This window comes from Bacillus sp. OV322, from assembly GCF_900112495.1.
Classification (GTDB): domain Bacteria; phylum Bacillota; class Bacilli; order Bacillales; family DSM-1321; genus Peribacillus.
Genome location: NZ_FOMA01000003.1, coordinates 194,963 through 218,364 on the forward strand (window position 1 = coordinate 194,963; position 23,402 = coordinate 218,364).

General features: G+C 41.6%; 22 protein-coding genes. 19 read left to right on the forward strand and 3 right to left on the reverse strand.

From position 1 onward, the window contains the following. The first annotated feature begins 37 nt into the window (after window positions 1-37). Window positions 38-1,633, forward strand: a complete 1,596-nt coding sequence (locus tag BM126_RS08725; protein ID WP_177201368.1) for a rhomboid family intramembrane serine protease — start codon at window positions 38-40, stop codon at window positions 1,631-1,633. Here the strand turns inward: BM126_RS08725 and BM126_RS08730 are convergent. Continuing rightward, entirely contained in the window at window positions 1,612-2,481 is an 870-nt protein-coding gene (locus BM126_RS08730) for a hypothetical protein (protein ID WP_090989147.1), read from the reverse strand. The genes BM126_RS08725 and BM126_RS08730 overlap by 22 nt on opposite strands. A gap of 169 nt (window positions 2,482-2,650) precedes the next feature. On the opposite strand from BM126_RS08730, the gene BM126_RS08735 reads away from it, so the two are divergent. The 6 genes from BM126_RS08735 to BM126_RS08760 all read left to right on the forward strand — a co-directional run bounded on the left by BM126_RS08735 (window position 2,651) and on the right by BM126_RS08760 (window position 8,693). Then, entirely contained in the window at window positions 2,651-2,857 is a 207-nt protein-coding gene (locus BM126_RS08735; RefSeq protein ID WP_071350331.1) for a YqgQ family protein, read from the forward strand. Window positions 2,858-2,868: 11 nt separating this feature from the next. Beyond that, on the forward strand, window positions 2,869-3,837 hold the full coding sequence (locus tag BM126_RS08740; RefSeq protein ID WP_090989148.1) for an ROK family glucokinase: 969 nt from the start codon (window positions 2,869-2,871) through the stop codon (window positions 3,835-3,837). 174 nt (window positions 3,838-4,011) lie between these two features. Next, window positions 4,012-5,838 (forward strand): LTA synthase family protein, encoded by a 1,827-nt coding sequence (locus BM126_RS08745; RefSeq protein ID WP_090989149.1) that lies wholly within the window; start codon window positions 4,012-4,014, stop codon window positions 5,836-5,838. Between the two features lie 76 nt (window positions 5,839-5,914). Next, complete coding sequence (locus BM126_RS08750) at window positions 5,915-7,075, forward strand: M14 family metallopeptidase (protein ID WP_090989150.1); 1,161 nt, start codon at window positions 5,915-5,917, stop codon at window positions 7,073-7,075. Window positions 7,076-7,340: 265 nt separating this feature from the next. Next, on the forward strand, window positions 7,341-8,378 hold the full coding sequence (locus tag BM126_RS08755; RefSeq protein ID WP_090989151.1) for a YqgU-like beta propeller domain-containing protein: 1,038 nt from the start codon (window positions 7,341-7,343) through the stop codon (window positions 8,376-8,378). Between the two features lie 6 nt (window positions 8,379-8,384). Continuing rightward, window positions 8,385-8,693 carry an MTH1187 family thiamine-binding protein gene (locus BM126_RS08760; protein ID WP_090989152.1) on the forward strand — a complete coding sequence of 103 codons (309 nt, stop codon included), beginning with the start codon at window positions 8,385-8,387 and terminating at the stop codon, window positions 8,691-8,693. A gap of 54 nt (window positions 8,694-8,747) precedes the next feature. Here the strand turns inward: BM126_RS08760 and BM126_RS08765 are convergent, their stop codons facing one another. Beyond that, window positions 8,748-8,921 (reverse strand): DUF2759 domain-containing protein, encoded by a 174-nt coding sequence (locus tag BM126_RS08765; protein ID WP_090989153.1) that lies wholly within the window; start codon window positions 8,919-8,921, stop codon window positions 8,748-8,750. A 647-nt stretch (window positions 8,922-9,568) separates the two neighbouring features. Here BM126_RS08765 and BM126_RS08770 point away from each other — a divergent pair. The 3 genes from BM126_RS08770 to BM126_RS22795 all read left to right on the forward strand — a co-directional run bounded on the left by BM126_RS08770 (window position 9,569) and on the right by BM126_RS22795 (window position 10,803). Beyond that, on the forward strand, window positions 9,569-9,859 hold the full coding sequence (locus tag BM126_RS08770; RefSeq protein ID WP_090989154.1) for a putative quinol monooxygenase: 291 nt from the start codon (window positions 9,569-9,571) through the stop codon (window positions 9,857-9,859). 204 nt (window positions 9,860-10,063) lie between these two features. Next, entirely contained in the window at window positions 10,064-10,504 is a 441-nt protein-coding gene (locus BM126_RS08775) for an OsmC family protein (RefSeq protein ID WP_090989155.1), read from the forward strand. 137 nt (window positions 10,505-10,641) lie between these two features. Next, window positions 10,642-10,803: a hypothetical protein gene (locus tag BM126_RS22795; protein WP_256213033.1), complete on the forward strand. Its 162-nt coding sequence runs from the start codon at window positions 10,642-10,644 to the stop codon at window positions 10,801-10,803. 277 nt (window positions 10,804-11,080) lie between these two features. Here the strand turns inward: BM126_RS22795 and BM126_RS08785 are convergent, their stop codons facing one another. Further along, the gene (locus BM126_RS08785; RefSeq protein WP_090989156.1) at window positions 11,081-11,704 is read right to left on the reverse strand and encodes a nitroreductase family protein; all 624 of its coding nucleotides are present in this window, start codon (window positions 11,702-11,704) and stop codon (window positions 11,081-11,083) included. Window positions 11,705-12,136: 432 nt separating this feature from the next. Between BM126_RS08785 and BM126_RS08790 the strand changes: the two genes are divergently transcribed. The 9 genes from BM126_RS08790 (at window position 12,137) to BM126_RS08830 (ending at window position 23,355) form a co-directional block, all read left to right on the forward strand. After that, window positions 12,137-13,147, forward strand: a complete 1,011-nt coding sequence (locus BM126_RS08790; protein WP_090989157.1) for a LacI family DNA-binding transcriptional regulator — start codon at window positions 12,137-12,139, stop codon at window positions 13,145-13,147. A gap of 208 nt (window positions 13,148-13,355) precedes the next feature. Then, a complete protein-coding gene (locus tag BM126_RS08795; RefSeq protein WP_090989158.1) occupies window positions 13,356-14,531 on the forward strand; it encodes a substrate-binding domain-containing protein in 1,176 nt (391 codons plus the stop codon). 72 nt (window positions 14,532-14,603) lie between these two features. Further along, window positions 14,604-16,103, forward strand: a complete 1,500-nt coding sequence (locus BM126_RS08800; RefSeq protein ID WP_177201369.1) for a sugar ABC transporter ATP-binding protein — start codon at window positions 14,604-14,606, stop codon at window positions 16,101-16,103. Next, window positions 16,084-17,067, forward strand: coding sequence for an ABC transporter permease (locus BM126_RS08805; protein ID WP_090989159.1), 984 nt, complete (start codon window positions 16,084-16,086; stop codon window positions 17,065-17,067). Before BM126_RS08800 ends, BM126_RS08805 begins: the two co-directional genes overlap by 20 nt. Before the next feature lie 77 nt (window positions 17,068-17,144). Then, window positions 17,145-18,176, forward strand: coding sequence for a zinc-dependent alcohol dehydrogenase family protein (locus tag BM126_RS08810; RefSeq protein ID WP_090989160.1), 1,032 nt, complete (start codon window positions 17,145-17,147; stop codon window positions 18,174-18,176). A gap of 110 nt (window positions 18,177-18,286) precedes the next feature. Next, window positions 18,287-19,129, forward strand: a complete 843-nt coding sequence (locus tag BM126_RS08815; protein WP_090989161.1) for a sugar phosphate isomerase/epimerase family protein — start codon at window positions 18,287-18,289, stop codon at window positions 19,127-19,129. A gap of 191 nt (window positions 19,130-19,320) precedes the next feature. Beyond that, window positions 19,321-20,493 carry a substrate-binding domain-containing protein gene (locus BM126_RS08820; RefSeq protein ID WP_090989162.1) on the forward strand — a complete coding sequence of 391 codons (1,173 nt, stop codon included), beginning with the start codon at window positions 19,321-19,323 and terminating at the stop codon, window positions 20,491-20,493. Window positions 20,494-21,292: 799 nt separating this feature from the next. Continuing rightward, window positions 21,293-22,102: a sugar phosphate isomerase/epimerase family protein gene (locus tag BM126_RS08825; RefSeq protein ID WP_090989163.1), complete on the forward strand. Its 810-nt coding sequence runs from the start codon at window positions 21,293-21,295 to the stop codon at window positions 22,100-22,102. 68 nt (window positions 22,103-22,170) lie between these two features. Further along, the gene (locus BM126_RS08830; RefSeq protein WP_090989164.1) at window positions 22,171-23,355 is read left to right on the forward strand and encodes a levoglucosan dehydrogenase; all 1,185 of its coding nucleotides are present in this window, start codon (window positions 22,171-22,173) and stop codon (window positions 23,353-23,355) included. Window positions 23,356-23,402 lie beyond the last annotated feature (47 nt).

Consider the following 23,402-nt stretch of genomic DNA (forward strand, 5'->3'; position numbering starts at 1 on the left):
CCTGTTTATGTTCATACTGGCATTCCGTAAAGCCTGCATGGCAGGCTATTTACTATTTACAGCTGTAAAGAAGAAAGTGGGGAAGGTATTGGGATTTCAAGAGGATTATTTATTTTGGTCCGCGGTTAAAAATCTTTCGTCTCAATATAACTATCGGGTTATCACCATCTCTGACAATCATCAGGAAATCTGGCTCGAAAATTCGAAAGAAAAAAATTATCCTGTCATCAGGCTCATGCTCCGTGATTTGGACTGGGCAAGCTGGCTGAAAAGGGATATTGAACGGACCGTGCTGAATGGGGAACAAATCAGGAAGAAGCTGTATCATAAGCCACTTAAGGTATTGAATATCTATATCACATCACATGTGCCTGTGGATGATTATGACTTTGCAGGTAAACCATTTGTTCACCGTAAAACAGAAGCGGAAACGTTTATATTGAATATGGACTCTTTTGGAGATAGATGGAGGCAGCTTGAAGAGCTGACCGGCATGCATCTGGATATCGAGGAATCAAAAATGGCGGCAGCTGAAGAAGATGACATTTCTTCCATAAAACAGAGTGCTCTGACAGAAGCGGTCAAAAAAGCCAAAGAAGAGCAAATGATATTTGAGCGGGGAAAACCTGTTTTCACTTACATTTTTATAGCAATTGGAATTGCTGTCTACTTTTTGATGGAGTGGGCGGGTTCAAGCACCAGGACTGATACACTGATTGATTTTGGTGCCAAGTACTCACCTCTTATTCTGCAGGGGGAGTGGTGGCGTTTTTTTACGCCGATGGTTATCCATATCGGAATGATTCACTTGATCATGAATACTATTTCGCTTTATTTTATCGGTCCTGCTGTTGAGAAAATGTATGGAAGCAGCAGATTTTTGTTCATCTATTTATTAGCTGGGTTCTCTGGGACGCTTGGCAGCTTTTTGCTTAACCCTGCTTTATCTGCAGGTGCCAGCGGAGCCATATTTGGTTTGTTTGGTGCTCTTCTTTATTTTGGCATCAGCAACCCAAAACTGTTTTTCAGGACAATGGGGCTTAATGTTTTCGTTTTAATCATTATCAATCTTGGCTACGGTTTTTCAAATGAAGGCATTGATAATGCAGCACATATCGGCGGTTTGATCGGCGGCTTTTTTGCGGCAGGCATCGTTCACTTGCCAAAGGATAAGCAGCCGTTTAGGCAGATATTATTTGCCGCGGCAGCTGCAGGGCTGATTTATTTCCTTCTTCAATATGGCTACGAGCATCAGGAAAGCTCTCCTGAGAATGACATGGCTGCTGTACAGATGGCGGGCGATGAAGTGAAAAAAGGAAATGAAACAGAAGCGAAAAAGCTGCTGGAAGGCTATGTGAATAGCTACGATGTGGCTCCATATTCCCATTTTATGCTGGGCAATATAAGCTTTGGCAAAGGGAAATATGAAGCAGCAAAGAAAGAATACCTCAAAGCGGTACAGCAGAACCCTGATATGTCTGAGGCTTACTATAACCTGGCGCTCAGCTATACAAAATTAAATCAATTTCAGGAAGCAAAAAAAGCTGCCGGAAATGCAGTTGAAAAGAAGCCTTCGGAAGCTTCCTATAAGAAGCTTGAAGAAAATATCGATCATCTGCTTGATAATTCCTGACGGAGAAGTACTGGTGTTCCGTCGGAGGCAGTCAATAAAACAAGCAATTCACTTTTATTTTTAGAAAGAAGCAATTGGGGAATGGTGCTGCCTTCAGGGCTGATAACAGTGCCATTCTCTTTTTTTATTCCAAGGGCAATATTTTTATAAATGCCTTCCCACAGCTTGCCGATTATTTCTTCCCGTTTGGAGGAAGGAAAAGCGGAGAAAAAGACATTTTTTTGCTGCGGCAGATCGGTTAGGGATAATGTTGTATAGAGATTTTCATTGATATGGAAAGCCTTCAGATTTTGATTCAGGTTTTTTTCTGATTCAAGGGCTGCGGCCTTATCCAGTATTTCCTTCCACCTGATTTGTTTTGAGGATAATGGTTTTTCAAAATATTGATAGCCTGCTTCTGGAGGCAGTATTATATATAGGCTGCTATGGCTCATTTCCTGGGCGCTTCTATAGTCTGACCCCTTATGCACCTCAGCATAATGAAAGGTAATCGCCTGCAATAGGGAGCTATCTTTTTCCTTCCAGGTGCCCTCCTGATCCAAGGTTTTTTTATTTTGCCTCCATTCCTTTAGCACTCCCTGAAGCCTGCCATTCCGATAAAGCAGGGAAACATCCTGCCTTATATATGCAGAATGATTTAACTGAGAGGAAGATTTCAGCCGGACAGTGAAGGAGCTTTTTCCGGCTTTTTCAGATAGGAGATGTGTGCCTGCATAATCAAAGCTCAGCGAAGGATCGATCGGGAAAAACAGGATCGTTTCCTTTGCCTGCTGGCTATGAAAAAGATAAAGGACTGAAAAAAGCGAAGCCATCAAGATGAATGCTGCTGTTTTTAGCTGTCTTTTCATAGAAATCCTCCGTTTACAAGAGATATTGATATGTATGAAGACAGAGGGACAAGTATGTTGAAATTTGGATTTTACGCTAAAAAAAGAATATCTGTTATCTGGACTTGTGAGATATGGAGTGTTCCGATATAATTTTAAGAGGAAATCGCTAGAAGCAAAGAGGGATTTTATGAAAACAATTTATGATATTCAGCAGTTTTTAAAAAGGTTTGGCACCTTTATTTATATAGGAGATAGAGTGGCAGAGCTTGAACTGATGGAGACGGAAATCAGGGAAATTTACCGGTCCCAGATGATGGACACAAAAGATTACCAAATGGCTCTCCTGCTGCTCAGGCAGCAGATCCAGATTGAAAGAGACAAAGAGAAGCAATAGGGGTGAAGGAAATGAACAAGTGGATTATGGGGATAGACTTAGGCGGTACGACAATAAAGCTTGCATTTATCAGTGTATATGGTGAAATCGTTCACAAATGGGAGATTCCTACAGATATATCTGAAAACGGAAAACACATTACAATTGATATTGCCAAAGCGATTGACGATAAGCTCAGTGAACTGGGCGAGTCTAAGAGTAAAGTTGTTGGAATCGGCATGGGTGCGCCTGGACCTGTAAACTATGTGACAGGCTCCATTTATGAAGCAGTCAATCTCGGCTGGACAGATTATCCGCTGAAGGACCTGCTAGAGGTTGAAACTTCCCTGCCGGCTGTGATCGATAATGATGCAAACCTGGCAGCGGTCGGCGAGATGTGGAAGGGTGCCGGGAAAGGCGCCAAGGACATCGTCTGTGTCACACTGGGAACGGGAGTGGGCGGCGGAGTAATTGCCAATGGCATGCTGATCCACGGAATTTCAGGAGCTGCAGGCGAGATCGGGCATATTACAGTTGTTCCTGAGGGCGGGGCACCTTGTAATTGCGGCAAAACAGGCTGCCTGGAAACCGTAACTTCCGCAACAGGCATTGTCCGTCTTGCAGCAGAAGCAATTAAAGTATCAGACGGAACATCTCTGGCAGCAGAAAAAATTAAAAATGGAGAAATCCTTTCATCTAAATTAATTTTCGATTGTGCAGAAAAAGGAGATCAGCTTAGCCTTGCGGTGGTGGATAAAGTAGCAGGTTATCTTGGACTGGCTCTTGCTAATGTAGCAAATGTACTGAACCCTGAAAAAATTGTCATTGGCGGCGGTGTTTCTAAAGCTGGTGAAGTGCTGATCGCGCCTGTAAGAGAAGCGTTCAAGCGCCATGCCTTTACAAGGGTGCGTGAATCGGCCGAGATCACTACGGCTACCCTTGGCAATGATGCAGGAGTGATTGGTGCTGCCTGGCTCGTCAAAAATGCTTATATTGAATAGAATATAGCTCCGCTATAAGGAGAAAATAACAAAGAAGCTTTCCGTTAATATGGAAAGCTTCTTTGTTATTGTTTATGGCCCTTAGTAAACCTAACCTGGAATCGAAAAAAAGGCAAGAAGCCTTGTTTCAATACATGTAACAGAAAGGAGGGGGCATCCCTGAAGAATCTCATTATGCGCGGTTCATCGTTTTTATGGCTCACTGTTTTCACAATGTGGATGAAAACATATATTGCCTATAAAACAAGCTTTAATATCGATATTGACAGTATGATTCAGGAATTCATTTTACTTATTAATCCTTTGAGCTTTCTGCTGCTTGCTGCCGGTGTGAGTTTCTTTTTAAAAGATAAAAGGAAGAACATGTATCTGCTTCTGATGAATGTGGCCGTGACAGGAATTTTACTGGCCAATATTGTATTTTATCGTTTTTTTAATGACTTCCTGACACTTCCCGTGTTATTTCAAACAAGCAATATGAGCGATCTTGGCGGCAGTGTTACTGAACTTGCCGAACCTTGGGACTTACTATATTTTTTGGATATTATATTGTTTTTTGTGATGAAAAAGTACAAAATAACCGCTGTTTTGAAATACCCGGAGGTGACCGGAAAGAGCTACCTGATTTTTGCATTGTCGATTAGCGCCTTGAATTTAATTCTTGCTGAAACAGAGCGTCCGCAGCTGCTTTCAAGAACATTTGACAGAAAAATTCTCGTTAAGAACATCGGCACCTATAATTACCATTTATACGATGTTTATCTTCAGTCTAAGTCCTCCGCACAGCGGGCACTTGCAGATGGCAGTGAGCTGGCTGAAGTCAAAAATTATCTTGATGCAAATAGAAAGAAGGGCAGCCGGGATTTTTTCGGGATTGCGAAAGGAAAAAATGTTATATGCGTTTCAATGGAGTCCCTGCAAAGCTTTGTGATCAATGAAAAGGCAAAGGGAGAGGAAATCACCCCTTTCCTCAATCAATTCATCAAGGAGAGCTACTATTTCAATAATTTTTATCACCAGACAGGCCAGGGGAAAACATCTGATTCAGAATTCATCGCAGAAAATTCCCTGTATCCGCTGGGCAGAGGAGCAGTATTTTTTACAAATTCACAGAACACTTATAAAGCAGCTCCGTCCATTCTGAACCATAGCGGATATTACACTGCTTCTTTGCATCCTAATAATAAGAGCTTTTGGAATCGCGACATTATGTATAAATCTTTAGGCTACCAGCGGTTTTATCATAGCCGGGATTATGTGATCAATGATGCTAATTCTGTCAATTGGGGCCTAAAGGATAAGGAATTCTTTAAGCAGTCCATACAGCATCTGAAAGGAATGCCGCAGCCTTTTTATGCGAAATTTATCACGCTGACCAATCATTATCCTTTTACACTCGGGAAAGAGGATCAATCCATCGGTGATGTCGGGACAGATTCGAAAACCCTTAATCGCTATATCATGTCTGTCCGCTATGCGGATGAAGCTCTTGGCCAGTTTATAACAGACCTGAAGGCATCCGGACTGTATGATAATTCGCTGATCATATTATACGGTGATCATTATGGGATTTCACAGAATCACCGTGCAGCCATGAAACAGTTTCTTGGCCGGGAAATCACACCGTATGAGTCCATCCAGCTGCAGAGGGTGCCGCTTTTTATCCGCATACCAGGAAAAGAAGGGAAAATCATGGATGCCATTGCAGGGCAAATTGATATTCAGCCCACTCTTTTGCACCTTTTGGGAATTGAAACAAATCATAACATCTCATTTGGAAATGACTTGTTTTCACCTGATCATGATGGAAGGATGGCAATCCTCCGCGACAGCAGTTTCATTACGGACCGCTATGTGTTCACAAAGGATATCTGTTACGACAGAAAGAGCGGTGGTGTTTTAAAGCATGATGATTGCATGCTATTTGAAGACAAAGCAAAGCAGGAGCTGCAGTATTCAGACAGGATCATTTACGGTGATCTGCTTCGTTTTGATCAATAGCTGCCTGCGGGGCCTGTTCCATCATTTTTCGCTTTCCGGTTTCATATGTTATTAAGGAAAAGCGGAGGGGATATTCATGAAAATCATGGGAAGGCCAGGCGATGCGTCAGAGTATTATCAGCTCCTTTTTGGAGTTCCTGCACAATTAATTGAAGATGCCAATCCGGGGCTTGGAGACGGCGGCTCCTCTAGGGGAGGCCTGGTCATTCCGGGCTATACAGTGAGAAGGACTGCAAGTCAAAGCATGAGGGAGGCAGCAGCCGCCAATCAGCTTTCACTTGATGCGCTGCTGGCTGTGAATGAAGGGAAAAAAGAAGCTGGCATATACATTCCCGAAAGAATCAGGGAACCTGTAATCATGACCAAAAAACCTTATGTATATGAACATTTGATATCAGATTTAAAAGCATTGAAGGAGGTCTATCCTTTTCTTAAAATAAAGGCCATTGGGAAAAGTGTGATGAAGCGTGAAATATTTGAGGTCCGCCTGGGCAGGGGGCCTAAGGTCATCCATTATAACGGGGCTTTTCATGCCAACGAATGGATCACATCTGCCCTATTGATGAAGTGGCTGAATGAGTTTCTGCTGTCAATGGCGAATAACAATCCGCTTTCTGGTTTGCGGTCACTGCCCTTTTATGATGACGTAACAATCTCCATTGTGCCAATGGTAAATCCCGATGGAGTAGAACTCGTCCATAAAGGAGAAACCGCAGCACAGGGCAAATTTGATGTAGCTGCCATGAATAACGGAACAGGGGAATATTTGGCATGGAAGTCAAATATCCGGGGGGTTGATTTGAATAATCAGTTCCCCGCAGGCTGGGATATTGAAAAGGTCCGTAATGCCCCGCAGGCCCCTTCATTCCGTGATTATCCGGGAGATCGCTTCTTAACGGAACCTGAAGCTGTGGCGATGTGGAAGCTGGCCAAGGAAAGCAGCTTTGACAAGGTTATAGCTTTGCACACCCAGGGAAAGGAGTTTTACTGGGGCTATGAATCGAAAGAACCGGAGTACTCTTATTGCATTGCAAGTGAGTTCGAGCGGAAAAGTCCGTATCGCGCCGTTAAATATATTGACAGCCATGGAGGATATAAGGATTGGTTCATTCAGGAATTCCGGCAGCCAGGCTTTACACTGGAGCTTGGCTTTGGCATCAATCCGCTTCCGCTTTCACAAATGGAGGAAATATATAGAGATACATTAGGGATCTTAATGGCAGGATTATATATGTAGGGAAAATGCAATTAATTACGCTGGACCCATTTCAAATGGTGTCTCGATGAAAAAATAGTAAAAAAATCCCGTATTTTATTTCAGCAGCTTGAAGATTTTTGTTTTATAATGAAATCTATAAGGTTGCTGGGGGTGTGTTGACATTTCATTATTTTGGTCATTGCTCAACAGGCGCCGGCAAAAGAAAGGCGCCTTTTTTAACGAAAGCCATAGTGCTGTTATACTGCTCTATTGCTTCATCTTGATCGTATTACTATCAGGATGCATGTTTCAGGGCAGTCTGGAAGATGATCCCCCGCAGGATACGAAACCTGCTCCAAACATCCCCCTGCAGACCGGCGATTTGAATGCTATTGCTTATGGATGGCTGGACTCCCATACGATTCTTTACTCTTCTGGGAAAAAAGGCAATCAAATGCAGGAGCTGCATTCCTGGAATATGAAGACGAACAAAAAACGCGTTTTTTTTCAAAATGAAGCTTCTATATCGGATGTGAAAATCAGTCCCTCAAAGTCCTTTGTGCTGGTTAAGTTGTCTTCTTCAAAAAAGAAGGCGATCATTGAAATCCTGGATCACACAGGAAAATCCGTCTATTCTGCAGCAATTCCCTCTACAGAGCTTACCTATGAATGGAATCCTTACAGTGATGGTGTTTTGTTTATTTCCGGATTTAATGAAAATTGGACATACAGCAGTTATGCAGCGGACGTCACCCGCAAGAAAATGGACAAGGTTCCTTTTCCGCAGCCATTTGCGCAATGGAGCTCTAAGGATGAGCTGCTGTATTTGGACTGGGATAAAAAGAATCCCGGGCAGACAGCTCCGTTAATGAAAAGAAATTTTACATCAGGAAAAACCGAAACCGTTATGCTGGATATAGGCTATTTTAAAAAGTGGAGCAAAGGGCTAATGACCATAGCTGCCAGCAGTGAAAGCCCTGATAAGGCGGATTATATTTTTTATAATAATAAAGGCAAAGCATTATCCTCCATGTCTATGCCATTGCTCAAAACCTTTTCGGACTGGGTGATTCCCAAGATGGATGTAATCGGGAAAACAACTGAGCTGATCACTTTCCGGCCTGAGCGCGGGGGTGATGGCAGCGGGGCAGACAAACATTTCTCTTTGGTCAGTTTCAACTGGAAGACGGGGAAAGAAGAAGAGCTCCTAAAGCATCAGAGCAACGAGCCTTTGAGCTGTTCGCCAAATGGACAATGGTGTTTATATGGCACCCAATTAGAGAATATAGTCAATATGAAGACGAATAAAAGCTATAAACTTTTTTCAAGGAAAAGAGGATGAATAAGAATGGCAATTGCAGATGTTACCGTTATACCAGTAGGAATGGAAGGCCCAAGCGTCAGCCAGTATGTGGCAGACATTCAGCGCATCTTAAAGAGGCATGAAGAAGAGGGCAAGATAAACTTTCAGCTGACCCCGATGAACACCATCATCGAAGGCAATCTGTCTGATATATTCACTGTGATACAGGAAATCCATGAATCTCCGTTTTCTAAGGGAGTTCCCCGTGTCGCAACATCAATCAGAATTGATGAGCGGAGAGATAAACCATCCACTATGGAAAGCAAAATGAAAAGCGTAAAAGAAAAGCTATAAGAAAAGGGGCGGCCATAACCGCCTCTTTTCTTATAGCCGAAGAAACTTTCGCTTTTAATGCGAAACTGGGAAACCATTATGAATGAGCGTCATGACGGTAAACCAGCCGAAGATTCCTGTGCTGATGACAGCAAACAGAAGACCAAGAATGTTTTTGCTTTTAAGAGATTTAAAAATGCCTGCTAATGCCAATAGTGAAACAAGACCAAAGATAATAACCAATAGCATTTCATTAAGCCCCCTTGCGTTTCATAATGAGTCAGAATCCTCTGCGGCACAAGGTTCATTTTGCGCTGTGAGGGAAAGCTGAAGAAAAATATGTAAAGAAGATTGCAATCACTTACATTTTACTGTTTTTTCTAAAAATTGTCCACATTATTCAAATACGAGTTTGCGCTCATGGCATTAGCCCATAACATCCTGAAAGCAGCCGGCATCCGCTACCTGCTTTATTTTAGGGACTTATTGGACAGCCCATTGATTTTTGCGTGATCGTTGGAATAAGTCCATGGTTTTTATGCTTTTGAAATTTTTTTATTTGACTAATGAAGAAACCGGGTACAAAATGTCTTTTAGGTGCTTAGGATTTAATAAAACATACACAATAAAAGAATCAAATCTATTTATAGGAGGCTGTTTATGAGGACAGTAGATAAGTGAATTATTTAGAATATAGGGGTATTGAACTGGAAAACGATTTTTTCAGAGCTATTGTATCCGTGAGAAGGAAGCAATATCGATATGGCAGAAAAATTTGATGACTGGCGTACGAATCAATGATAGAAATCTTACTTTAAGAACATTCCTGAGGGTTTCCTTTACCATTCTTAGGAAAAGATAAAAAGAATTCTGTTTGAAAAGGAGAGAAGAAGAACATGATGATTATTCATGCCTTTTTGAAGGTGGACCCAAACAAACGGCAAGATTTTTTGGCGTTTACTCAATCAGTGGTTTCAAGTTCCAGGGAAGAAGAGGGAAATATAAGCTATCAATTATTTGCGGACCCCTCAATTGATAATGAGTTTGTTTTTTTAGAAATGTGGAAGGATGAGAAAGCTATCGAAACCCATGAAAAAACTGAGCATTTTAAATCGTTTGTCCAAGGTTTGGAACAATTCCTGCTTGAACCTTTACGTGTGGAGAAGTACCAGGCTGCTGGGAAATAGTAACGTTTGCTGTTATGATGTAGTTCGGTTTTGATAAGCTTATTTATACAACTGGAGAGACTCAACTTGAAATGTCCGCTTTGGCCAAGAATATGGACATTTTGCATTGTTGACTTCTTGAAAATGTCCTTAAAAGCCCCAATGAGTCTAATTTGTCTTGTCAATATGATAAGGCAGGACCATCAAACGAGGAGGAATACGAAAATGGAAAACTTGATTAATTTTCATGTGACTGGATCTTCAAAGGGACTTCAAACCATTGCCAAAACGGGAAAGCACACACTTACCATAGATGAACCGCCGGTAATGGGCGGCCAGGATTCAGGTCCTAATCCCCTGCAGACATTATTAAGTGCCCTTTCAGGATGTGAAAATATCGTTGCCAATGTCGTGGCCAGGGAGATGGAATTCGATCTTCAAGGAATCGACTTTGATATCAAGGCGGTGCTGGACCGCCGAGGTTTCATGGGTGATCCGAATGTAAAGCCATATTTTCAAAGCGTGAACATCGAGGCTAAAGTGAAAACAGGCGAACCTCAGGAACGCATTGATGAATTACAGAGGATTACCGATTCCCGCTGCCCGATTTATGCTACACTTTCAGCGGCAGGCATACCTATTGAAACGAATTGGACAAAAGCATAAACTGTAACACACTAGGCAGACACTCGATGTATATCGTTTTGTGTCTGCCTTTTTCCTTTTTTTCATAACAAATCTGGAATAGCTTACTGAAAGGCAGCCATTATTAAAGAAAGTGATAATAGGGAGGAGTGAACAATGTGAAAACAACTGGTAAGCGGGAAGGGGACCTTGCTTTTTCCGGGATCAAGCCTTCAGGGCATAAAATTGCAATGGATGCTGCAGAGGAAGCGGGGGGTTATAACACCGGGCAAGGTCTGCAGAATTGCTATTGCACGCGGTCGCAGGGGTACCAGGATTGATATTATTCTGATTTAAAAAAAGATACATTTGAATCCTGCCATTTTCATATGGAGATGGAAGGAAATAGAACGGATGACCATCCAAGAAAATTATCCGAGAATTGCCTGAAGATAAACTCATCAGGGCCATCCAATTGTCAATAGACAGATATTGCTCGTTTCACAGTCATTAAGTACCGAAGTAACGGTAAGTTATACTCTTAATGGAGTCAGGGGCAAAAAGAAATCTGAATACGTTTAAAGCGGGGAGGCCATGCCATCCCCGGTTTTTTACTAATCAGTGAAAGGATACAATCTTTTCTAATTTATGGCGGTGATGAGGATAACCTTCACTGGCTGCACGCCCCATAGGAACCAGCGCGGCAAATTTAACATGTTCCGGAAGGCCGAGGATTTCCTTCACCTTTTCCTGGTCGAAGCCAAGCATTGGAACACTTGCATAACCAAGCCCTTGTATTGTTATCAACAGAAAACCGAGTGCTATGCCAGCTTGGGTCAAGCCCCACTGGCCGCGCTCTTCAATACTCATTCCCCCAAAAAAAGAAGCAAGGTTTGCGACCTCTTCTTCTTTTCGCTCAGGAGGCAAACCGGGATGCACGGTATCCGGCAAGTTGGCGACCACATCCTCCATATCGCTTGTTACCAGTACAACCGCGGGTGCAGAAGTAACTTGCTGTTGTCCATATGCTGCTTCTTGCAGCTTTTCTTTGAGTTGGGAATCCGTTACGACATGAAAACGCCATGGCTGAAGATTCCAGGCGCTGGGAGACAAGCGGACAAGATTGAATATGGCTTGCAGCGTTTCCCGGGGAATTTCCTCTTCAGTAAATTTGCGGATGCTTTGCCGGGATTCAATCGCCTCTTTAACCGTTAAAATTTGTTCTGAAATTTGTGTGTCCAAGAATTTGGCCCTCCTTTAGACAGATTGACTGTCATTTTCTCAAGTACAAGGTTTAACCTGCCTAAATAGTATGTGCAAATTCATTCATAATTCTTAAGGAACAATTTCCCTGGCGTTTCTTGAAAATAAAAATGATGTACGAAATGGAAAATGTGTCCGGCTTTAAATAGAAGGAAGTGATTACTTCGCTTTCTTTTACTTTCCGATCAGGACGAAATTAAACAGAATGAGTGTTGCCGATAGAAAGATACTATTCTAATTTTAAAAAGCACGGGAAGAAAGGTTAATCATATCGAGCTGGGTAAAAACGGCATAAATGAATTCTATAAAATTATTGCAATTCAGAATGTAATCGATTACAATAATTTCATAAGATAGACATATGTCACTATACGTCCACAAGATGGACATTCGAAAGGAAATTATCTACTTATGGTAAGGATAGTTGATGTCGCTAAAAAAGCAAATGTTTCCACGGCTACTGTCTCCAGGGTGATTAGCAACTCAGGGACAGTGAAAAAAGATACAACAGAAAGAGTGTTAAAAGCGATCGATTCATTGAACTATCAACCTAATATTCTGGCAAGACAGCTTAGAAGACTGGAAACAAAAACGATACTGGTAATTGTTCCTGATATCACAAATACATTTTTTTCCAAAGTGCTCCGTGGTATAGAAGCTGTAGCCATTAAAAACGGTTATCAAGTATTGCTAGGGGATGCCCAAAATGATGCTGATCGTGAAAGCGGGTATTTAAATATTCTTAAACAAAGAAAAGCGGATGGAATGCTGCTGCTGACAGCAAAAATCAATGGGCAGGCAATAGAAGAAATTGCAAAGCAATTTCCCGTTGTGCTGGCATGTGAATATATTGAAGGTTCACAAATACCGACTGTTTCAATTGATAATGTCAGTAGTGCAAGGAAGGCGACTAAACATTTAATTGAATTGGGCCATGAAAAAATCGGTTTTCTATCAGGCCCATTCGACAGTGTACTGGGCAGGGACCGGTACAAAGGATTTCAGCAGGCTTTGGCTCAGTATGGTCTTCCTACTGACTCACTATTGGTTCAGGAGGGCGATTTTTCATTTGAAAGCGGCATTAATTTAATGCAAAAGTTTTTAGCAATTGACGAGCCACCCACTGCTATTTTCGCTGCTAATGATGAAATGGCGATAGGAGCAATCAAAGCCATTAAAGCAAAAGGTCTTAGCGTGCCAGATGACATTTCGATAGTGGGATTTGATGATATAAAGTTCGCATCTATTTATGAACCCGCACTCACCACTATTGCCCAGCCGTCTTTTGAAATTGGCGAAAAGGCAATGGAACTTCTTCTCCAGTTAATTAATGATAATAGTATTGATAAAAAGCAATACATTTTAGAGGATAAACTGATTATAAGAGATTCCAGTAAAAAGTGTAAAAAAGAAAAAAATTGAACATCTGTTTCAGGTGTAAAATTTTTTTATTATAATGTAATCGATTACATTTTGATAAGTTCATTATCCAATACTGAGTATTTTAATCATCGGCTCCTAAAAGCTGGCTGATTCTGAAAAGACAATCTCATCAAAGGAGGTGTTGCCGATTAGTTCCTTATTCTAAACAATCGGCTAAAAATAAAAAAATAAAAGTGGAGGACATCCAATGAAAAAGAATTTATTCCTTTCTGTTATATTGATTTTTGTTCTTGCAGCAGCACTTATGGGTTGTGGTAATTCAGAAAAAACTTCAGGAGAGAAAGAAAGTACAAAAAAGAATGAAAATTATTCAGGGAAGGCTTCCGGACCGCTGACAATCAATCCTAAAATTCCAGACTTGGAAGTCCAGGATAAGGGGCCGAATGGTGAAAAAGCAGTGTCAGCAAAGTCATTGCAGCTTACAGAAGAAGAGCTTCAGAAGATTAAAGATGGCAAGTATAAAGCTGCTATTGTCATGCATTACTCTGGGACTGACTATATGAAGGCAGCCGTAGGAGCGATGAAGGATACTTTTAAAAGAATGGGCATTGAAGTCATTGCCGTAACGGATGCACAGTTCAAAGCAGAAAAACAAGTAAACGATATTGAAACAGTATTAGCTAAAAAACCGGATATTATGATTTCAGTACCAGTTGACGCAGTTTCTACCGCACCGGCATATAAAAAGGCAGTTGCACAGGGAGTCAAATTAGTATTCATGGATGGAGCTGCAAAAGGCCTTAAGCCTGGAAAAGACTACATCAGCATTGTTTCAGGAGACAACTACGGAAACGGTGCACTTGCCGCTGACATCATGGCTGAAAAACTTGGCGGTAAAGGGAAAGTCGGAATCATTTATCACGATGTAAACTTTTTTGTTACGAAAAACCGCTCAGATGCTTTCGAAGCAAGAATCAAAGAAAAATATCCTAATATTAAAATTGTAGCGAAAGACGGTATTACAGATCCAAATAAAGGTGAAGAAGTAGCATCCGCTATGCTTACAAGAAATCCCGGCATAGATGGGATCTTTGCTCCATGGGACGTACCTGCCGAGGGAGTAATGTCTGCAATACGTAACGCAGGCAAAGAAAAAGATGTAATAGTGACTACGGTTGACTTGGGAACTAACGTTGCAATCTCCATTGCTTCCGACGGAATTGTTAAAGGCCTTGGAGCTCAATTGCCGTATGATCAAGGCGTGGCTCAAGCCATTCTTGCAGGTTATGCCCTTCTCGGCAAAGAGGCACCAGCTTATGTTGCCTCTCCTGCGATTAAAGTAACGAAGGATAATGTGCTGGATTCCTGGAAGCTGATTTATGGTACCGAGGCCCCATCTACTGTAAAAAATGCAATGAAATAAGTTAATTTGAATGACAACTATTTAATAGAGGCTGTCATAAAGCAGCCTCAAAAAAAAAAGAAGGTGAAAGAATTGAATCAGCCTATACTTGAAATGATGAACATATCTAAAGCATTTAATGGAATTACTGTTCTTGATAATGTGGATTTCACTCTGAGAAAAGGTGAGGTTCACGCATTGATGGGCGGAAATGGGGCCGGGAAATCAACATTAATGAAGATTCTCACCGGCATATATACTGCTGATAGCGGTGAGATATTGATAGAAGGAAAACGAGTAAGCATTAATAGCATTGATGATGCCAATAAAAATAATATCTCTATGATTTTTCAGGAGTTCAGTTTAATTCCAACATTGACGGTTGCTCAAAACATCTTTCTGACCCGTGAAAAAAGAACTTCGTTTGGTTTGCTTAATGATAAAGAAAGCGAGAAGAAAACAGAGGCGCTGCTTAAGGAATTAGGAGTGGATATCAAACCCTCTGATATTGTCCAAGAACTTGGTGTAGGATATTGGCAGATGACCGAAATCGCTAAAGCATTATCTCAAGAAGCAAAAATTTTAGTAATGGATGAACCAACATCTTCTCTAACAAAAACAGAGACGGTAGTCTTATTCGACTTCATTAACAAATTGAAAGCAAAGGGTTATTCCATCATTTATATTTCCCACAGGATGGATGAAATTTTTCAAATATGCGATAGGATTACCATATTAAGGGACGGAAGATATATCACTACCGAAACATGCAGTGAAACTGATCTTGATACAGTCATTCAACATATTGTGGGCAGGGAGTTCGACAAGGCTTTTGAATGGCAAGAACGTCCATATTTAACAGATGTGCCGCCAATATTTGAAGTTAAAAACCTGAATGCCGGAGATAAACTTCAAGATATCAACCTTGCCATCCAGCCCGGTGAAATTGTGGGCATCGCTGGATTAATGGGAAGCGGGAGAACGGAATTAGTCCGCAGTCTTTTTGGCATTGACCCTATTGATAGCGGCGAAATTTACGTTGATGGCAAAAAAAGGCCTATTAAGAGTGCAGGGGATGCCATAAAAGCAGGAATTGCTTTAATTCCTGAAGATAGACGCATGCAAGGGTTGGTCCTTCAACATAGTGTGAAGGATAATATGATACTTCCGATCCTATCGAAAGTAAAAAGAGGATTATTTATTGATAATAAGAAATCCAATGAGATTAGTAATCAATTAGTTCAAAAGTTGAATATCAAAACGGATAATATTTTTAAAACATCCGGTTTGTTATCAGGCGGGAATCAGCAAAAAATTGTGCTTGCCAAGTGGCTGGCCAATGATCCCACCGTATTGCTTCTTGATGAACCGACAATCGGTGTTGATATTGGCGCAAAGACCGAGATTATAGATGTTATTAGAGAATTGGCTGAAAGCGGAAAAGCAATATTAGTTGTTTCTTCAGAACTCCCAGAACTATTAGCCATGAGCGATCGTGTCGTGGTTATGCATGAAGGGAAGATCAAAAAGGAGATTAAACGTAAAGAGATCAAATCAGAGGAGGATTTAGAGTATGCAATCCAAGGTTTCTAGCGAAGTAAAACAACCCTCAGTCTCCATATTAAAAAAATTCGACTGGCGGGACTACATAGTATATATAGCCTTTGTTGGTGTATTAATCTACTTTTCAGTCACCCTTTTTGACCAAGGATTTTTAACATCAGGAAATCTATTAAATATCGTAAGGCAAACCGCAACAATTACATTAATGGCTCTTGCGATGACATTTGTCATCAGTTCAGGTGAAATTGACCTGTCTGTTGGTTCAATTGCTGCATTATCTTCACTGGCAGGAGCATTGGCTCTTCAGGCAGGATATGGAATATTTGGGGGATTGATTGCCGGTGTAGGTACAGGCCTTCTTGTTGGGTTAGTTAACGGCTTGCTTGTAACAAAAGTAGCCATTCCTTCATTCCTTGTAACACTGGGTACAATGGGTGCAGTAAAGGGTATAGCGATGTGGATCACTGACACTGCTCCGGTTCCTATCGTTGATGCCGATTTCAATTTCATTTTTGGATCTGGAGATATCGGTCCTATCCCTGTATTGCTTATTTGGACGCTGGTATTCGCCATTATCGCTCATATCTTGCTTCGTAAGACGTCATATGGGCGAAAAGTTTTAGCGACAGGCGGAAATGAAAATGCTGCAAGGTTCTCGGGAGTTAAAACAGCCAGGGTTAAGCTGATGGTTTTCGTTGGCACTGGCCTTATGGCAGGATTGGCCGGGCTTTTATATGCAGGCCGTATGAATGCGGGAAGATTTTCATTTGGTGAAGGCGATGAGCTATCTGTAATTGCCGCTGTAATTTTGGGAGGAACAGCTCTAGCTGGCGGAGTCGGAACGATTATTGGAACGGTCATTGGTTCATTAATGATTGGCGTTATCAATAATGGCTTAATTATTATGGGCTTGGATGTCAGTCAACAGATGATCATAAGAGGTTTGATTATTATTTTGGCAGTAGCGCTGGGACGTAAAGCGGTAAGCAGATAAGAATGATCAGATAAATTGTGCCATACAGACGCAAGATTCCATTTTTCTAATAATTAGATTTATTTAGGAGGATTAACATGACAATGCAAGCGGTATTCTTTCCAGGAGATAAAAAAGTAGAAGTTCGTCAGGTTGAAATTCCAAAGCCAGGACCAGGAGAAGTTTTAATTCAAATGAAGGCTTCTGCGATTTGCCGCAGTGATATGAGTTTGTATTATGGTACATCCGTTTTTGAAGGGACAAAAACTGGTTTAGTTAGTCCAGGGCATGAACCGGCCGGTATCATTACTCAGGTAGGAGATGGAGTTTCAAAATTCCAGGAAGGAGATCGAGTTGCCGTATATTTGGCCTTAGGATGCGGAGAATGTGCGCACTGTAAAAGCGGCTATAAAATGTTCTGCAAGGAGTTCAAGTGTATAGGTTTTGACGCAAATGGCGGAGATGCAGACTACATGGCTGTTCCTGCAGAAAACTGCATGCGCTTACCGGATGACATGAGCTTTGTAACGGCTGCCGTATCCACTGATGCTGTTGGTACACTATTTCATGCTCAAAAGAGATTGGGCATCTCTGGAAGGGACAAGCTTGTAATCTTCGGAATGGGTCCTATGGGCGTAGCCGGAGTCATGATTGCACGCGCACTCGGTGCAACCGTAATAGCCGTCGATATGATTGATGAGCGTTTGGAAATGGCAAAAGAGCTTGGCGCTGACTATGTTATCAATGGAAAAAACACGAACGTACAAGAGGAAATCGCCCGTATTACGAACGGGGTTGGGGCTGATGCTGCCATCGATTGTTCAGGAAGCCCGTTCGCAGAAAATGACGCATTGGATTGTGTGCGGCCTCATGGACGCGTTGCCTTTGTCGGTGAAAGCAAGGAATCAACAATCAAGCCGAGCCAGCAGCTAATCAGAAAACAAGTAACTTTAATCGGTTCATGGTATTTCCCGATCCAGGAATTCGATGAAATTGCCGAATTTATCGTTAGAAAAAAACTTCCGGTTGAAAAGCTGGTCACCCACAGATTCAAGCTGGAGGAAGCAGAAACAGCATTCCGCCTGTTTGATGAAAGAAAAACAGAAAAAGCGGTATTTGTTTGGGAGTAATATTTCCGATTGCATTAACAATTCTATTAAACATTGGTTTTTAACCCTCAATCCTTCATTAAAAGGATTGAGGGTAATTATACATCACATTTGGAAAAGAGGTTATACAGATGAAAGGCATTTCTTTCAACACTTGGGCTTATAGCAGTTTTCCATCATGGGTACCTTCATATCCGCTAGAGGAAGTCATCAAACGACTATCTTCCTTCGGCTACGATGCGATCGAGATTGGTTGTGCTGCACCTCATGCCTGGCCGGATTATTTATCACAGGAGAGAAGACAGGAGGTTTTAAAGCTTTTAAAAGAAAAGAATTTAAAGGTTTCGTCCATGCTTCCTGCTCCGGGTGGAGGGCCGGGGAATAACCCGAGCTCCCTTTTAGCTGAAGAACGTAAATTCACTATCAATCACTATAAAGATGTTGTCCGGTTGGCACATGACTGGGAATGTCCGACAGTGATGTGGATTGCAGGCTGGGCTTCTTTCGGGATGCCGCAGCAGGATGCTTGGAATTATAGCCTGGAAGGATTAATCGAAGTCGGAAACTATGCGAAAGATCTAGGTGTAACAATGGTAGTGGAACCGACCCCGGCAGACAGCAATTTAATTGAAACTGCAGATGATGCATTACTATTGGCCGAACAAACTGGCTTATCAAATGTGAAGGTAATGTTTGATACATTCCATGCCTTGTATCGAAATGAAGTGCCGAGCGACTATGTATACCGTATGAAGGACAAGCTGCATCACGTCCACATAGCAGACAATGATCGCCTTCCTCCAGGACAAGGAAGAGGAGATTTTGATGCTGTTATTAGAGCATTAAAGGATATTAACTATGATGGCTACCTGGCAATGGAAGTCGGTTTCCACACAAGACAAGCCGAGCCTGATTGGTATGCGAAAAAATCCATTGAATTCCTGAAAGCAAAAGTGAATGAGATTTTTAGTTAATTAACAATTAAATTTTATATCTCGAGGTATTAGATTCTGGTTTTGGAATATTTATAGGGGAATTCTTGTTGAGTATCAGATGAATACCTTAAGCAGAAGAGTGGGCCTTACTGCATGTATTTAAATTGCACAGGGCCCATTTTAAAAAATAATTAATGAAATGTTCAATAGAATTGAACTAGGGGGTTTATATGAAAAAGCTATTATCGGTATTCACTTTAATGATGTTAATTTCAGTTCTGGCATTAGCAGGCTGCGGCCAAAAGAGCTCATCAGGTTCTGGGGAGGACAGTAGCCCAAAGACAAAAGAAGCAACAGCCACCTCGGGTCCGCTAACGATTAACACTGAATTGCCTAGTGACCAGAAAATCCTAAGTAAAGGCCCACACGGGGAAACTGCGGTATCCGCTAAAACATTGCAACTCTCAGAACAGGACTTGAAAAAAATTAAACAAGGGAATTATTCCGCTGCACTTGTTATGCACTATGCCGGTAATGACTGGGCCAAGGCACAAATCGACGGCTTGAAAGCATCGTTCAATAGGATGGGGATTAAAGTCGTAGCGGTAACGGATGCTCAATTCAAGGCGGAAAAGCAGGTTTCAGATATTGAAACAGTTCTAGCAAAGAAACCTGATCTTATCGTAAGTATTCCGGTAGACCCTGTTTCTACAGCAAGTGCATATAAGAAAGCAGCTGCAGCTGGAGTCAAACTCGTTTTCATGGATAATACACCAAGCGGTCTGGAAGCTGGCAAAGATTATGTGAGTGTTGTTTCTGCCGATAATTATGGAAATGGCGTTGCTGCAGCAGATATTATGGCTGAAAAATTAGGGAAGAAGGGAAAGATTGGTGTAATCTTCCATGAAGCGGACTTCTTTGTAACAAAGCAGCGTACCGATGCATTTGAGGCAACACTAAAAGAAAAATACCCAGATATGAAAATCGTTGCACGTGGAGGGATCACTGACCCGAACCAGGGAGAAAAGGTAGCATCCGGAATGCTGACAAGAAATCCTGATTTGGATGGAATTTTTGTTGTGTGGGATGTACCGGCCGAAGGAGCATTAGCAGCTGTAAGAACAGCAGGAAAAAAAGATATTGCAATCACGACAATTGACCTTGGAACAAATGTAGCATTGGACATTGCACAGGGTGGGCCAATCAAAGGTCTGGGAGCACAGCTGCCATATGATCAGGGAATAGCAGAAGCTATCCTTGCTGGATATTCTTTATTAGGAAAAGATGCACCTCCTTATGTAGCCGTGCCAGCTTTAACTGTAACAAAAGAAAATATTCTGGATGGATGGAAACTGGTTTACCATACGGAAGCCCCTAAAACTATTCAGGATGCAGCTAAGTAAATTATATACTATTAATGTCAGGTTTAATTTTTCTAATTATACGATTTTGTAAATAGTTTAAGTGTTGGAAGTGGGTTAACTCTGTTCATTGTATAAACAGAGTTAACCCTTTTTGGCTCAATAAAGAATAGGGAAATAGGTTTATTGAAATTTGTCTCTGTGCATATCAGGGGAAATAGAAGGCAGCCTATGAAAATATGGTTTCCTGATTCATTGAAAAGTGGCCCTTCTGTGTACAGCAGACTCGTTAAAACAATCCCGAACATATTTACATTAGGAAATGTACTGTGCGGCATAGTGCTCGATCACTGCCAATATGGATGGATACCTGCGTCTTGAATCATTACTAAGTTTCCTTGGCTGTTAGGTGTTACAAGCTATTATTCTTTAAATAAAACGGATCGTGGGTAGACAGCAGAGCTGTGATTGCGCTGAACTGGACAAAGACTATCAGCCACCCAGCGCATCACCGCCGGAGCGAAAAAATGGAAATTTAAAAAAATCGTTTAAAAGAGTTGAAATTTATTATGTAATCGATTACACTAATATCGTAGTCAGAGATGAATAAAAAACCTCATAAACAACTATTTTTTTATCCATCTATGTAATCGATTACAGTAAACAGAAGATTTATTGCTTTCGAAATTAATAGTTTAGTGATATAATTTATTTGTAGATGTAATCGATTACATTTTGTCTAGTATTTTCGATTAGCGAATCTAATTTTCAGCGTCAGAAAATGCTTAGATAAAAAATATTTTGTATTTAAAATCATCATTCGAAACGGAGGAGTAAAACAATGAAACTTGGCTATCAAACCAATACTTGGGGCGGTGTAGTAGGACATCCTGCTGGGGTTACTTCGATAAGGGAACTTTATTATCTTGCAAATGGTTCAACTGAAGAAGCACTGAAAGATATTTCGAAAGCCGGGTATGCAGGGTTTGAACTATTCGACGGAAACTTGATGCAATACAAAGATAAAAAAGAAGAGTTTAAAGCTTTGCTGAACCAATATTCATTAGAGTTCATCGGCGTTTATACTGGAGGAAATTTCATCTATCCGGATGTATTGGAAGAAGAATTGCAAAAAATCGAAGAAGTTGCAGCACTTGCTTCCGAGCTTGGTGCAAGACACCTGGTCATTGGCGGAGGCGCTGTCCGGGGAAATGGCATTAAAGAAAGCGATTACGCTGATTTGGCCAAGGCCCTAGATCAAGTGGCAGCGATTGCAGAAAAAAATAATCTCATTCCTAGCTATCACCCGCATCTGGGAACAAATGTGGAAGCACCGGACCAGCTGGACAAGCTTATGGCGCTTACAGATATTAACTTATGTCCTGATACCGCACATATCGAAGCAGGAGGCGGAGATCCGGTAGAGGTTATCAGAAAGTACGCGGACAGAATTAAATACGTCCACTTCAAGGATTTTGCAAACGGAGAATTTTTGCCATTAGGTGAAGGGCACCAGAAGTTCGATGAAATGGTGAAACTGTTAAACACAAACAATTATGACGATTGGATTACCGTAGAACTTGACAGCTACGCGGATCCTAAAAAAGGGGCAGAAATCAGCCGCGAGTATTTATCAAAATTTGAAAAATAAGCTTGAATGCTTTTGAAGCGATAACCGTACTTAACAGATAAAGTTCAAATTTAGAGGAGGATATTAAAATGAAAAAATTAAACGTAGGTATGATCGGCGGAGGTTTCATGGGAAAAGCTCACTCACTTGCATATGCAGCAATGCCAATGTTCTTTTGGCCTGCTCCGGCTATCCCGCACCGCCACACAGTAGTGGATGTAAAAGAAGAATTGGCTAAAGATGCAGCGGCAAGATTAGGGTTTGAACATTATTCAACTGATTGGAGAGAAGTTGTCAACAATCCCGAAATAGATGTCATCGATATCGTAACGCCAAACAATACACATGCTGAAATTGCAATCGCCGCAGCAAAAGCAGGCAAGCATATTATTTCTGAAAAGCCGTTGGCTCTTGGCGCTGCTGAAGCGAAAGAAATGCTCGAGGCAGTTAAGGCTGCAGGCGTGAAACATGCGGTTGCCTTCAACTACAGAAGGACTCCTGCTGTTGCCCTGGCGAAAAAATACATTGAAGAAGGAAGAATCGGAAAAATCTTAAGCTTCCGAGGAACTTATTTGCAAGACTGGTCTGCTGATTCGAACTCACCGCTATCATGGCGTTTCCAAAAGAAAATTGCCGGTTCAGGCGCACTGGGTGACATCGGTACACACGTTGTAGATTTCGCACGTTACCTGGTTGGCGAAATTACAGATGTAAACGCGATGACCAGAACTTGGATTCCAGAAAGACCGGTCCAAACAGGCGGCATTGACAATCTTGGAACGGTGAAAAGCAACGATGCGGATGTTCCGAAAGGCAAAGTCGATGTAGATGACGAGTTCATCACAATGGTCAAATTTGAAAACGGAGCCATCGGATCTATCGAAGCAACCCGCAATGCATGGGGACGCAACAATTTCATTACATTTGAAATACATGGTGAAAAAGGATCTTTATTCTTCAACTATGAGCGCCGTGATGAACTGCAAGTAGCCTTCGCGGATGATCCAAGTGACGCAAAAGGTTTCAGAACAGTATACACAGGCCCATCTACACCGTACGGAGAAGCATTATGGCCAATCCCTGCATTGGGTATCGGTTACGGGGAAACAAAAATCATTGAAACTCATGATTTCTTTAAAGCAATTACAGAAGAAGGAACACAATTCTCTCCAAACTTCAACGACGGATACCGCATTGAGCTGATCGCTGATGCAATCCTTGACTCAGCCGATAAAGGCGAATGGGTGAATGTAAACGAATTGGAGAAAAAGTAAGGCATTAGCAATTTGAAGGCTGCTGCTCCGATGCGGCGGCCTTTCTT

Excerpts from the sequence above, each read along its gene's own strand:
- BM126_RS08725 (WP_177201368.1), top strand. The coding sequence starts at position 38 with ATGGCAGGCTATTTACTATTTACAGCTGTAAAGAAGAAAGTGGGGAAG.
- BM126_RS08730 (WP_090989147.1), bottom strand. The coding sequence starts at position 2,481 with ATGAAAAGACAGCTAAAAACAGCAGCATTCATCTTGATGGCTTCGCTT.
- BM126_RS08735 (WP_071350331.1), top strand. The coding sequence starts at position 2,651 with ATGAAAACAATTTATGATATTCAGCAGTTTTTAAAAAGGTTTGGCACC.
- BM126_RS08740 (WP_090989148.1), top strand. The coding sequence starts at position 2,869 with ATGAACAAGTGGATTATGGGGATAGACTTAGGCGGTACGACAATAAAG.
- BM126_RS08745 (WP_090989149.1), top strand. The coding sequence starts at position 4,012 with ATGCGCGGTTCATCGTTTTTATGGCTCACTGTTTTCACAATGTGGATG.
- BM126_RS08750 (WP_090989150.1), top strand. The coding sequence starts at position 5,915 with ATGAAAATCATGGGAAGGCCAGGCGATGCGTCAGAGTATTATCAGCTC.
- BM126_RS08755 (WP_090989151.1), top strand. The coding sequence starts at position 7,341 with ATGTTTCAGGGCAGTCTGGAAGATGATCCCCCGCAGGATACGAAACCT.
- BM126_RS08760 (WP_090989152.1), top strand. The coding sequence starts at position 8,385 with ATGGCAATTGCAGATGTTACCGTTATACCAGTAGGAATGGAAGGCCCA.
- BM126_RS08765 (WP_090989153.1), bottom strand. The coding sequence starts at position 8,921 with ATGCTATTGGTTATTATCTTTGGTCTTGTTTCACTATTGGCATTAGCA.
- BM126_RS08770 (WP_090989154.1), top strand. The coding sequence starts at position 9,569 with ATGATGATTATTCATGCCTTTTTGAAGGTGGACCCAAACAAACGGCAA.
- BM126_RS08775 (WP_090989155.1), top strand. The coding sequence starts at position 10,064 with ATGGAAAACTTGATTAATTTTCATGTGACTGGATCTTCAAAGGGACTT.
- BM126_RS08790 (WP_090989157.1), top strand. The coding sequence starts at position 12,137 with ATGGTAAGGATAGTTGATGTCGCTAAAAAAGCAAATGTTTCCACGGCT.
- BM126_RS08795 (WP_090989158.1), top strand. The coding sequence starts at position 13,356 with ATGAAAAAGAATTTATTCCTTTCTGTTATATTGATTTTTGTTCTTGCA.
- BM126_RS08805 (WP_090989159.1), top strand. The coding sequence starts at position 16,084 with ATGCAATCCAAGGTTTCTAGCGAAGTAAAACAACCCTCAGTCTCCATA.
- BM126_RS08810 (WP_090989160.1), top strand. The coding sequence starts at position 17,145 with ATGACAATGCAAGCGGTATTCTTTCCAGGAGATAAAAAAGTAGAAGTT.
- BM126_RS08815 (WP_090989161.1), top strand. The coding sequence starts at position 18,287 with ATGAAAGGCATTTCTTTCAACACTTGGGCTTATAGCAGTTTTCCATCA.
- BM126_RS08820 (WP_090989162.1), top strand. The coding sequence starts at position 19,321 with ATGAAAAAGCTATTATCGGTATTCACTTTAATGATGTTAATTTCAGTT.
- BM126_RS08825 (WP_090989163.1), top strand. The coding sequence starts at position 21,293 with ATGAAACTTGGCTATCAAACCAATACTTGGGGCGGTGTAGTAGGACAT.
- BM126_RS08830 (WP_090989164.1), top strand. The coding sequence starts at position 22,171 with ATGAAAAAATTAAACGTAGGTATGATCGGCGGAGGTTTCATGGGAAAA.